Source organism: Schaalia georgiae DSM 6843 (assembly GCF_000429245.1).
GTDB classification, from domain to species: domain Bacteria; phylum Actinomycetota; class Actinomycetes; order Actinomycetales; family Actinomycetaceae; genus Pauljensenia; species Pauljensenia georgiae.
This window is the reverse complement of the sequence record NZ_AUBM01000006.1, coordinates 461884-473793: the sequence shown is the minus strand read 5'-3', so window position 1 is coordinate 473793 and position 11910 is coordinate 461884. Positions and strand designations below refer to the sequence as shown.

Annotated in this window: 9 protein-coding genes; 2 read left to right on the top strand and 7 right to left on the bottom strand. The window is 67.8% G+C overall.

Going from position 1 to position 11910, the window contains the following annotated elements; translation table 11 throughout:
* Positions 1-114: 114 nt before the first annotated feature.
* Positions 115-588, bottom strand: a complete 474-nt coding sequence (locus G447_RS0102070) for a hypothetical protein (RefSeq protein WP_131295650.1) — start codon at positions 586-588, stop codon at positions 115-117.
* Positions 589-825: 237 nt separating this feature from the next.
* On the opposite strand from G447_RS0102070, the gene G447_RS10895 reads away from it, so the two are divergent.
* The gene (locus tag G447_RS10895) at positions 826-1857 is read left to right on the top strand and encodes a LacI family DNA-binding transcriptional regulator (protein ID WP_034475927.1); all 1032 of its coding nucleotides are present in this window, start codon (positions 826-828) and stop codon (positions 1855-1857) included.
* A 127-nt stretch (positions 1858-1984) separates the two neighbouring features.
* Here G447_RS10895 and G447_RS0102060 read toward each other — a convergent pair whose 3' ends face one another.
* From G447_RS0102060 to G447_RS0102040, 5 genes are all read right to left on the bottom strand, one after another.
* Positions 1985-2548 carry an RpiB/LacA/LacB family sugar-phosphate isomerase gene (locus G447_RS0102060; RefSeq protein ID WP_026429855.1) on the bottom strand — a complete coding sequence of 188 codons (564 nt, stop codon included), beginning with the start codon at positions 2546-2548 and terminating at the stop codon, positions 1985-1987.
* Positions 2545-3615, bottom strand: coding sequence for an ABC transporter permease (locus tag G447_RS0102055; RefSeq protein WP_026429854.1), 1071 nt, complete (start codon positions 3613-3615; stop codon positions 2545-2547). The genes G447_RS0102060 and G447_RS0102055 overlap by 4 nt, the downstream gene beginning before the upstream one ends.
* A gap of 12 nt (positions 3616-3627) precedes the next feature.
* Positions 3628-4632 (bottom strand): ABC transporter permease, encoded by a 1005-nt coding sequence (locus tag G447_RS0102050; RefSeq protein ID WP_034475925.1) that lies wholly within the window; start codon positions 4630-4632, stop codon positions 3628-3630.
* Positions 4629-6185 carry a sugar ABC transporter ATP-binding protein gene (locus G447_RS0102045; protein WP_026429852.1) on the bottom strand — a complete coding sequence of 519 codons (1557 nt, stop codon included), beginning with the start codon at positions 6183-6185 and terminating at the stop codon, positions 4629-4631. The genes G447_RS0102050 and G447_RS0102045 overlap by 4 nt, the downstream gene beginning before the upstream one ends.
* Before the next feature lie 160 nt (positions 6186-6345).
* On the bottom strand, positions 6346-7386 hold the full coding sequence (locus tag G447_RS0102040; protein WP_026429851.1) for an autoinducer 2 ABC transporter substrate-binding protein: 1041 nt from the start codon (positions 7384-7386) through the stop codon (positions 6346-6348).
* A 1495-nt stretch (positions 7387-8881) separates the two neighbouring features.
* Here G447_RS0102040 and G447_RS0102035 point away from each other — a divergent pair.
* The gene (locus G447_RS0102035; RefSeq protein WP_243442281.1) at positions 8882-9757 is read left to right on the top strand and encodes a BtrH N-terminal domain-containing protein; all 876 of its coding nucleotides are present in this window, start codon (positions 8882-8884) and stop codon (positions 9755-9757) included.
* A gap of 235 nt (positions 9758-9992) precedes the next feature.
* Here the strand turns inward: G447_RS0102035 and G447_RS0102025 are convergent, their stop codons facing one another.
* The gene (locus tag G447_RS0102025) at positions 9993-11450 is read right to left on the bottom strand and encodes an ATP-binding protein (RefSeq protein WP_026429849.1); all 1458 of its coding nucleotides are present in this window, start codon (positions 11448-11450) and stop codon (positions 9993-9995) included.
* Between the last annotated feature and the right edge of the window lie 460 nt (positions 11451-11910).

Here is an 11910-nt window from a genome sequence, read left to right as displayed (position 1 = left end):
CGTCGTGTCAGCGGCCCCCAGGGCGCACCTGGCCCCGTCGGCGGTGTCCCGGCACCGCATGGCGGTGGCGCGCACTGCCTCGTCGTCGAACACCAGGTCCCAGGCCACCGCCCCTCACCCCCGCATCCACTCGACCGCGCCGGCGCCGTGTTCGGCCAGGTCCTGGCGCCACTCGTGTGCTTGTTGCCCGCGGCGCGACCCGTAACGGCCGGCCAGGGAGCGGGCGGCCGCCGACTCGGGCCCGTAGGCCTCCCCCGCAGCGTCGGCCAGGGCCCTGCCCGCCCCCGCGCGCGCCGCCGCGTAGGCCCGCACGAGGGCGTCACCCAGCTCCCGGCTGCCCAGGACACGGGCCTCCACCACCATCCCAGTGTGGTCCACCACCACCCGCACCTGGCCCCTCTCGTCCGCGCCCACCCCGCGCACCCCGGCGGCCGCCTCCACGAACCGCCCGGCCCGCTCCCCCAACTCCCGGGCCCGCACCGCCTCCGCCTCAACGCGCGCGATCGCCTCATCGAAACCCGACGAATCGAACCCCGACGGGCCGGAACCGCCCGCAGGCGGGCCAACAACACCAGAAGAAGCATCCATGCCCGAAAACCTACGCCCCCCCCACCCGCCCCCCGTCAACCACTTCCCCGACAACCACACAAATAGTGAGACAACACGCCACCACACACGGCACAACAACACCACAAGCCACACCCATCCCACACGCGCAACCAGACCCGACAGAGAATGGAGGCCTGCCAGAAACACCCGGGGCACAGCCGAACCGGACCGCACGAACCCGCCCGAACCACCCGGCGCGGGACCTACACTGGGACCATGATCCCGGAGCCGACTCCCCGTCCCCGCCTCGTCGACGTCGCGCGAGAAGCGGGGGTGTCGGTGGCGACCGCCTCGCGCGCCCTGGGGAAGGGATCGGAGTTGATCCGCGCCGACACCCGCGATCACGTGCGGCAGGTCGCGCGGCGCCTGGGCTACCGGGTCAACCCCGTCGCCCGCTCGCTGCGCCTGTCCACGACGGGGCAGATCGGCATGGTCGTCCCCTCCATCGGGAACCCGTTCTTCATGGAGCTGGTGGCCCAAGTGGAGCACTGCCTGGCCGAGCGCGGACTCAACCTGCTGCTCGCGGACGCGCGCATGTCCGTGGCCCACGAGGACCACCTGCTCCGCTCCCTGGAGAGCGGTGCCGTGGACGGGCTCGTCGTCGTGCCCTGCCACGAGACCTACTCGACCCCCGCCCTGGAGCGCGCCGCCGCGCACGTGCCCACGGTCCAACTGGACCGCGGCGTCCGACTGGACGTGCCGATGGTGGGGGTGGACGACCCGCACGGCATCCGCACCCTGCTCGACCACCTGGCCGAGCGGGGCGTGGAGCGGATCGCGCTCCTGTCGAACACCGGCTCCAACGTCTCCTCGGTGACCCGCGTCCGCGCCGCCCGCGCAGTCGCGGAGGAACTGGGGATGCGCCTGGACCCCGACGACGTCATCGAGTGCAGCTTCTCGGTCGACGAGGCGGGGGCCGCCGTCAACCGGGTCCTCGACCGTTCTGGCGCGGTGCCCGACGCGTTCCTCTGCCTCAACGACCTGCTGGCCATCGGCGCCATCACGGCGCTGCGCGGCCGGGGCATCGCCGTGCCCGAACGCGTCCAGGTCACAGGCTTCGACGACATCCAGTTCGCGGCGCTCATGCGCCCCACGATCACGACCCTGCACCAGCCGCTCGACGCGATCGCCCACCGGGGGGTGTCGATCCTGATGGGGGACGATGACTCCACGGGCAGGATCCACATCGAGGGCACCCTGGTCGAAAGGGAGTCGACGAGGCGCCGCCCGGGCGCCGTCGGGGAGTGACGGGCCCGGGCGGGCGGGTGCGGGCGCGGCCGGGACCAGCGCACTGGAACGCGCCCGGGGCCAGCGGCTCTAGGCCGGGGGAGGCTGAGCGCGCCGGGCGATCAGCGCCCCCCGGGGCGGAGCGGGGTCAGTAAGCCAGGCCCCGGGGCTGTTCGGCGAGTTCGGCGGTCTGCGGGTCCACCACTTCGAAGCCGTTGGCCTTGTATGCCTCGTAGTCGAAGTTCTCGCACTCGTCGTAGCCGATGCGGTGGTAGGCGTAGAAGCCCTCCCAGTCCTCGTAGCCGCTGCCGAGCTCGGAGGCCAGGAACGCGTCCGCCATCGCCATCGCGGTGCGGGGCGCCACGTAGAACGCCCCCATCGCCAGCAGGTTCGCGTTGTTCGCGGCGGACGCCCGGCGGGCCGAGGGCACGGACTCGCAGACGGCGGCGTGCACGTGGGGCACCTTCGAGGCGGCGATGTGGATCCCCATGCCCGTGCCGCAGAACGCCAGGGCCCTCTCGAAGTGGCCCTCAGCGATCTGGGCGCCCAGGGCGAAGCCGACGCGGTGGTACATCGGGGTCTCCTCGAGGACGGGCGTCAGATCCGTCACCGTCCACCCCCTCTCCTCCAGGTGGCGCTTCACGGCCTCCTTCAGTGGGAAACCCGCGAAGTCCGCCCCTACGACGACGTTCTTGAACCGGACGGTCTTCATTGTTGTGTTCCTTTCTTGAGGAGGCGCCGCGAGGCGTCGATGAGGCGGCGCGCGGAGAGGGCCCCTTCGTTCATGCAGATGACGACGAGCAGGACCGCGCCCCAGATGAGTGGCCTGTAGAAGTTGGAGATGGTGGGGAACATGTTGAGCCCGGAGGAGAGGACCTGCAGCATCACGATGGCGAAGAGCACGCCCGACAGGCGGCCCGACCCGCCGTTCGGGTTCACCCCGCCCAGCACCACGATGAGGACGGTGAGCAGCGTGTACGAGGCGCCGTAGTCGGACTTCGCGGAGTTGTAGTTCGCCAGCATGACCAGCCCGGCCATCGCGGCCATCACGCCCGACAGGACGTAGGTGCGGATCAATAGGCTCGCCACGCGCATGCCGGAGAAACGGGCGGCCTTCTCGTTCGTGCCCAGCAGCAGGATCCTGGTGCCGAAGCCCGTCATCCCCAGGATCGCGGCCGCGACGAGGGCGCACACGATGAACACCACCAGGGGCATGGGGACGACCCCGCCCACGCGCGCGGCGAACACCGCGCCAAACGCCTCCGGGACGCCGGACACGGGCTTGCCGTCGGTGAGGACGATGGCGACGCCGCCGAAGAGCTCCAGAGTGCCCAGGGTCGCCAGGATCGGCGGGATCTTGGCGACGGCGATGAGGACTCCGTTGATGAGGCCGCACAGCGCGCCCACGGCCAGTGCGATCCCCAGTGCGACCGCTGTCGCCGTGGCCATCGACGGGACGGTGGCCGCGGGCTGCCCGTCCAGGACGGCCCGCAGGGCCAGGGCCGCGCAGATCGACGTGACATTGGCGATGGCCACCGCCGACAGGTCGATGCCGGCTGTGAACATGGTGAACATGACGCCCAGGCTCATCAGGCCGAACTCGGGGAACTGGATGGCCATGGACTGCCAGGTGCGCACCGCGAAGAACGGGCCGGATTTGACGATGGCGAAGAACGCCAGCAGCAGCACCAGCACCAGGACCAGGCGCGTGATGTAGGGGTCCCGCGTGAGGAACGCGGGCAGTGCTCCCGTCTTGGTGGAACGGGTCTTCGTGTTCATGGGCGTCTCCTCCTACGCTGTGCGCCCGCGGGAGCGGGCGACCTGGACGGCCGAGATCCCCGTGCCGACGATGATCAGCAGGCCCAGGGCGAAGTTCTGCCAGATCGTTGGGATGCCGGTGAGGATCATCGAGTTCTGAACGATGACGATGAGCAGGGTGCCCAGCATGACTCCGGTCAAGGAGCCCTTGCCCCCCGTGATCGCGGTGCCGCCCAGAACGACGGCGGCGATGACCATCATCTCCATGCCCAGCAGGTTCGTCGGGTGCATCTGGCCCATCGAGCACGTGCGGACCATGCCGGCCAGGGCCGCGATGATCCCCACGATCACGTAGAGCCAGAACTTCGTGCCCGCCACGGAGAACCCTGCGCGCGCGGCAGCCGCCTCGTCGCCCCCGATCGCGAAGATCCCGCGCCCGAACATCGTGTACCGGGTGAGGAAGAACGCCGCCGCGACCACTGCGACCAGCAGCAGGAACGACACGGGCATGGCCGACTGGAGGCCCGAGGCGCGGTTCTGCGCGACGAAGAGGGACGCCTGCCCGAAGGACTGCATCGAGGAGGGGATGGTGTTGATCTGCACGGACTTGAGTGCGCCCTGCATGAACCCGTTGAACACGTTCGCCGTGCCCAGTGTGATGATCAGGGTCGGCACCGTCAGCCGCGAGGTGAAGATCCCGTTGAACGCGCCCAGCAGCGCGCCGAGCCCGGCCGCGATCAGGAAGGGCACGATGACGGGCCCGTCGAAACCGTTATCGACCAGCATGCGCGTGGTCGCGTACACAGCCAACGAGGCCAGGGCCGGGAACGACACGTCGATGCCCCCCGAGACCAGGACCAGGTGGGCGGCCACGGCGAAGAGGCCGGGGACCACCATCGCGCCCGCCAGGTCCACCAGGTTGTTCGCGGTGAAGAACTGGCCCGAGCGCACTTGGATGATGAGCGCGAGGGCAACGACCACCAGGAACACCCAGAACTCGTTGGCGCGCAGCGTCTTCTTCTTCAACGCCTCCATCATCGCCCTCCTTCGGCTTGGTCGGCGCCGGCGTCCCCGGCGGGCCCGGAGGATCCGGGCTGTGAGTCGGTGGCGGCCAGCAGTTCCCCGAGGCGCGCCTCGGATGTCGTGGCGGGGTCCACGGCCTCGCGCAGCTGGCCACCGCGCATGATGAGGACCCGCGAGCAGTTCGTGAGCACCTCGGAGATGTCATCGGAGATGATGATGACCGCCATGCCGTCGGCGGCCAGCTCGCGCAGGATCGAGTGGATCGTGAACTTCGAGCCGATATCGACGCCGACGGTGGGACCGTTGAGTATCAGCACGTCGGGTTTGGTGGCGAGCCACTTGGCCAGGACGACCTTCTGCTGGTTGCCGCCCGACAGTGTGTTGACGGCGTTGGCGGGGTCGGGCGTGGCGATCTCGAGGTCGGACACCCAGCGGTCCTGCTCGGTGGCGATGGCCCTCTTGTCGACTCCGCCCAGGGCGTTGGTGAAGTCGGATAGCTCCGAGATCACGATGTTCTCGCCGATGGAGCGCGACAGGAACAAGCCCTCGGTGAGGCGGTCCTCCGGCACGTAGGCGATGCCCGCGTCGATGGCGTCGTTGACGCTGCGCAGTCGCACTTCGTCGCCCTGCACGCGGATGGTGCCCGCCTGGGTGGGGTGGGCGCCGAACAGCGCGAGCGCCAGCTCCGTGCGGCCCGAGCCGAGCAGGCCGGTGATGCCCAGGATCTCGCCGCGGCGCAGTTCGAAGGAGACGTCCTCGAAGGCGCCAGGGGCGCTGAGGCCCGCGACCTCCAGCACTGGCTCATCACTGAGCGCGGTGGGCTCGAAACGGGTCTCGTCGAACTCCTTGCCGGTCATGTGCTTGGCGAAGGAGCGCCGGTCGAGGTCCTCCTTCGGGCATGTGATGATCTTCTGGCCGTTGCGCAGGACCGTGAATCGCTCGGCGATCTCGAAGACCTCCTCGAGCTTGTGGGACACGAAGAGGATCGCGATGCCCCTGGAGCGCAGGTCCAGGATGATGCGGAAGAGCGCGGCCACCTCGTTCTTCGTGAGGGCCGTGGTCGGCTCGTCCATGATGATCAGCTTCGCGTCGGAGATGAGGGCGCGGCAGATGGCGACCAGCTGTTTGTCCGCGACCGACAGGTCCCCGACCTTTGCGTCCAGGTCGACCTTGAAGCCGATGGTCGCCACCGCGCGCTCGGCGATGGCGCGGAAGCGCTTCCAGTTGACCAGTTTTCGCCCGGCGGCCACTTCCGTGGTCAGCGCCAGGTTCTCCATGACGGAGAGGTTGGGGAACACGGAGAAGTCCTGGTAGATGACCTGAACGCCGGCTGCGATGGCCTCCAGTGGTGTGAGCCGGTCCCATGTGGTCCCGTTGATCGTGATCGAACCCGAGTCCGGGGCGTGCACCCCGGAGATGACTTTGATGAGCGTTGACTTGCCCGAGCCGTTCTCGCCCGCCAGGCAGTGGATCTCGCCCGGAGCCAGCTCCAGGTCGATGCCTTGCAGAGCGTGGACGCCTTTGAAGGACTTGCTCACGCCCGTCACAGTGAGCAATGGGGCTTCCATTGATTTTCCTTTCAGCCCGCAGTGCGCCGCGGCTGCCCTGCGGGGGCGCCGGCGCGGGAATTAGTGTGCGGGGCCCGTCGGGCCCGGCCCCCGCCCCGTCAATGGGGTCTACGAGGCGGGGGCCGGGGCGGTGCGGAACGGGCCCCGGGTGGTGGTGGGGTCAGAAACCGAAGGAGTCGACGTTGTCCTTGTTGATCTGGATCCAGCCGTTGCCTTCGAGGACCTTGTTGGACCCGGGCGAGAAGTGCATGTTCTCGTAGCCGGTGACGCCCAGGTTCACGCCGTCCGAGATCTTCTCGCCGTTGAGGATCTTCGTGGCCAGCGAGGCCATCGCGTAGCCGGCGTCAGCGGGGTCCCACAGGGTCAGCGAGGCGACCGAGCCGTCCTGGAGGATCTGCTTGTTGGCGTTGGGCAGGCCAGTTCCGGCGGTGAAGACCTTGCCCTTGAGGCCCAGTTCGTCGATGGCGCGGGCCGTTCCGGGCGCGTCGAAGGAGGACGTGCCCAGGATGCCCGTGACCTCCGGGTACTTCTTGAGGACCTCCTTGGCGGTCTGGTAGGCGGTCTCCGCGTTGTCCTGCGACTCGACTCGGGGCTCGGCCTCCAGCAGCTTCATGTTCGGGTACTTCTCCTTCTGGTGGGCCACCGCGCCGTCGGCCCACTCGTTGTGGGACGCGTTTGTCACGTGGCCGACCATCGTCGTGTAGGTGCCCTCCTCGCCCATGGCCGCGGCCAGGTTGTCCATGATGAAGGCGCCGTACTCGGCGTTGTTGAAGGCCTCGATGTCGTACATGGTGTTCTGCTGGGAGGCGCCCTCGTGGGTGACCACCGTGATGCCGGCGTCCATCGCCTGCTTGAGGACGGGCTCGATGGCCCCGGGATCAACGGGGACGACGCAGATGGCGTCAACGCCCTGGGCGATGAGGTCCTGGATGACCTGCGCCTGCATGGTCGCGTCGGTCTCGGCGGGGCCCTTCTGGAAGACGTTCATGCCGCTCTCCTGGGCGTAGCGCTGCACGCCCGTCTCCATGCGGACGAACCAGGGGTTCGTGGAGTCCTTGGGGACCACGGCGATGGTGTAGTTGCCTCCGCCGCCCGTGCCCGTTGTCCCGGACTGCGTGGTGCCGCCCCCCGAACATGCTCCGAGTGACAGTGCGATGGCCGAAGTGAAAACGATTGCACTTGCGGCGATGCGGGATTTCATGTCAACTCCTCCGTTGATTCTCAACCACTGTGTTGAGCCCTCGGGCACTCCGCCTGAGGGCAACGGCTCCTACCCGCCCGAAGTGGGGCTCCGGCCGTTGACGGTGCGGTCAGCGGGGCGCAGGGCAGTAGCGCGGTGTGTCCACTATACGGGCAGCCTTTTGCGTGCTGGAAGCGCTTTGGTGCAACGGTTATGCAATCGTTATCATCAGTGGGTTCGCGGGTGTCCGGGGGTGGCCAGGTGTCCGGGGACGGGCGGGTGTCCGGGGTTCGCGGGTGTCCGGGGGTGGCCAGGTGTCCGGGGACGGGCGGATGTCCGGGGGCGCGCGGGGGTGGGTGTGAGCAAGGCCGGCGACTGATGTGGCCGATCTGGGCGTGGGCGTGGTGGTGCAGGCGCGGGCGGATGCGCGTCCGCATTGGGGCAGGTAATGGCCTATCGGAGTAGGAACCGGATCATTGGGGTAGGAAACGGGTCATTGGGGCAGGTTATTAACCTGCCCCAATGCGGGCTAACGTGCCCCAATGCAGCTAACCTGCCCCAATGCGATTTGCGGCGCCCGGGCGGGCGCGGTGCGCGCGACGGGGCCTGTTTTCGCTGTGGTACCGCCTGGCCCGTGGGCGTCTGAGCCCGGGTATCCCGGCTGTGGGCTGTTTCCACGGCGGTACCGACACGACGGGCTCCGTTTTCACAGCGATGCCTCCGCTTTCACAGGGATGCAACACTTTGCAAGCGTTATAACACTTGCAAAGTGACGGTATCCCTTTGAAAACTCCGCTTCGCTTGCAAAACGGCCCCGAGCGCCCGCCCTGCGGGCGCGGTTTCCCTTTGAAAATGTGGCATTGCTTGCAAAACTGCTCGCGCGCAGTCCCGATCGCCCGCGTTCTATGGTGGAGCTCCCTCAGGAGGGTGCTAGGAGGTCGGGCGCCTTTCTGGTGGGATCGTTCCGCAACACATGACGCCACCAGGGCCGCCCGGCCAGGAGGACACCACACTCACACTCACCGCATAACCCACCCGAAGGACACGAAACGATTACACCGCTCCACTGGACGTGACCCGCTCCGGGTACCAGTTTCACCGCCATGGCGCCACCAGTGCCCGCGGCCCCAGCCGTCAGGGGGCCAGTGAAGCGGGGAATCCTGCGTCATCGAACGCCCCCCGGCCGAAAATAAATACGGGAAAAATAGTTGGAGAGAACCCGGGGAGCCCGAAGTGTTGACCGGAAATTTTATTGCCACTATGGTGATGGCGAGCGGTTCCCCGAGGACGAAGGAGGTCAAGATTCCGCAGAATGGAGCGTCGGTGGGGAATACTTCTCCGTCCGGTGCGAATAGCCCACCCTTTGTGGTGGATGACCGGTCGAGTATGCCTCTAGGAGTACTGTGCCCGGGAGCCGCCAAAAGACAGATTGATCTACTGTGCGCATAGGAAGAGAGGATGCGGCATGGACATGTACTTCGGAGACGTCTCGTTGTGCTATACCAATTCTTTGGCTATGGCACTTGATTCATACGGATTCCGTTTCCGCCCCGAGTATTTGGAGGCGCTGATGGTGATGGGCAACGGCGCGAGCGTCGTGGAGCGCGACGCGAAGCACCCGTTGGTCTTCTTCGACAACGGTCTGCCCGATGTCTCCATCAGCAACTGCCTGCGCATCCTCGGGTTCGAATACGAGGACTTCTATGTCGAAGAGGCAGAGGGGCTCAGCGCCGATGACGCCTGGGAGCGGCTTCAGCGGATGCTGGACAATGGCCCTGTGGTGGCGGGGCCCTTGGATATGGGCTACCTGACATACAACCCGAACTGCCAGGACCTGGGAGGGGTTGATCATTTCGTCTGCGTCTCAGGCCTCCACGAGGGGCGCGTCCGCCTGCACGATCCGGCGGGATTCCCCTGCATGGAAATGGAGTTGGAGGACTTCGCCAGGGCGTGGGCGGCAGAGGGGATCGCGTACAAGAGGGGCGCCTTCTCCATGTGGGGTGATTTCGCGCGGACAAGGGAACCGGATGCTGAGGAGATCTACCACGAGGTATCCATGGTCATGCGGAAGCGGTACGAGCAAGGCGAATCAGGCGTCATGCGGATGTACGCGGACTCGATCAGGAAGAATGGGATGAGCCGGCAGCAGAAGCAGATCCACAAGTTCTTCAGTTTCCGTCTCGCTGCGGCGAGGAGCCTCTACATGGGCCGGTTCCTCAAAGAACACGACCCCGAAAGGGCGGACCTGAAAGAACGGATCGCCGCCCTGTTCGGACAGGCGCATGTCAACAGCATGAAGGACGACAGTGCTCGACTGGCCGATACCCTGGCCAGGATCGCAGAGCTCGACGAGCGCTTCAAAGCGCTGTGCCTCCAGTACGAACGGGGGTGACCCCGTGCGTGCAGCCGCTGGGGCCGGGCCGGCAGCTAGGGGGATGAGGCCGGGGGTGACCCCGTGCCTGCAGCCGCCGAGGTCGGGCTGGGAGCAGGGGGATGAGGCGGGGGCGGGCTGGGCGCGTGCGAGTAGTCGGCAGGGCCGGGCCGGGGGCAGGGCGTGGGCGGCGGACTTGCGGACCTGGCTGCGCGCGTTGGCGTAGGAGGGCGCGGGCCGCGTTATTCGGAACCGCTCATAGGCGGGACGGCAGGCGGTACGTCACCCATCTCCGCTCGCCGGACCGCTCCGCCAGGCCCCGGCGCACCAGGTCCGCCAAGTCGGCCCGCGCCTCGTCGGCCGCAACACCGAAGCGCGCCCGGTAAGCGGAGTTCGTGAACACGGTCCCGTGGCGCATGTCCACCAGCGCGCGGGACTGGCGGTGGGACAACCCGCTGGCGCCCAGGGAGCCCAGCCATGCCAGATCCGATTCGGGCAGCAGTGACGACGATGGGAACAGGACGGTGAAGGACACGCCGTTGTCGAAGAAGCGGGGCTCGGCCAGGTTCGCGTCGCGCAGGGCGTCGCGGGCGGCAGCGATGCCCGAGCCCAGGGCCTCAATGACGCGGCCGTGCCGGGACTCCACATTCTGGCAGATCGTGTAGAGGAACTCGTTGACCGCGGACTTGCTGTTCTGCGTGCCCAACTGGTCGACGGTGACCCCCCACAGGCCGCCCGGATTGGTGAGCCGGAACTCGCGGTTCCCCAGGCGCAGCTCGACCCCTTTGCCCGAGGCGGGCTCGGAAAGGTCGCGGTGGACCAGGGCGTTCGTCACCACCTCGCGGACGGCCAGCTCCGGCATAGAGGGGTTCGTGATCCCGACGCCGCCGGAGGTCACCACCTGCGCGGAATCCACGTTCCGCATGACCCAGTCGAGGGTGTCGTCGAGGATCTCCGGGATCGGGCCGACGAAGTTCCGTCGGTTGACCGCCCGAGCCCCGCCGCTCCCCTCGATGGCCGCAGTCAGCGTCAAATGCGGGAGCAGGCGCTGCGGGTACTCGCCCAGCGCGTACAAGCCGGCGGTCGTGAGCCGCCCGTCGCCCGTCACGATGTTCATGCGGTAGAGGATCGCGTCGTCGTCCACATCGGCCATGCGCGACGTGGAGCGGCGGACCGAGGCGGTGAATGCGGCGACCAGGTCCGCGTTGAGGTCCGCCCTGCTGGAGCCGTCGACCGGTTTGGAGTCCTCCCTGGGGCGGCCGCGGCGCAGGAGGAGCTGCTGCTCCTCCTGCGGGGACATCGCGTAGTCGCCGTCGTACTGGCGGATGTAGGACTTCTTGCGCTTGTTCCAACGGCAGGGCTTCTCGTTGGCGGGGACCTCGTTGACGTTGAGGACCGCGACCGTTCTGCCGTCGATGGCGAACGCGCCGCCCTCGACCCGGATCTCCGTGGAGAACCCGTTGCGCGCCTGGGAGACGGCGCTCTGGATGAGGGCGTGCGCGTCGTCGACGCCCACGACGGACACGCCGTCATCCTCCGAGACCCCTAGTAGGATCGATCCTCCGCCGGGCAGGTTCGCGAAGGCGCTGAGCGTCGGGCCGAGGGCGTTGGCCGAGTACTCGGAGAACGTCTTCGCCTCCAGGGACAGGGTGTCACCGCTGTGGAGTTCCATCTGCGCCAGCGCCAGTTGGAGGTCTTCGAGGGTCTGGATCATAGGGGCATTCTATCCGCTATGACACATTTCTATCTCATAGGAGAAGGCTCCTATCTCATAGATGACGGTTTCTATCTCATAGGAGGGGGCTTCTATGTCATAGAGGTTGTCCCTCGCGAAGGGCTGCTCGGGGAACAAGGGCGTTCCGCGCGCAGGGCACGAGGCGGCCCCGGCCCAGGCCCCGCTTCCCGGCGTTGGGGATAGCGATGCCGAGGGTGCGGGCGGCCCCGGCCCAGGCCCCGCTTCCCGGGCCCCGTGGTGGGGCCGGGAGGGGGCGCGAGCCGGGGCTGTGTCCGGACCGTTGGCCGGAGCGTTCGCCGGAGGCGCATCCAGGCCGAGGCGGCTGGTCGCGCGGAACCGGGTGTCCGGACCGGCAGGTCGCGCGGAACCGGATGCCCGGGTCGGCCGACAGTCGATCCGTGCCCGGACCGGCAGGCAGTCGGCTGCTCTCATCCGGACA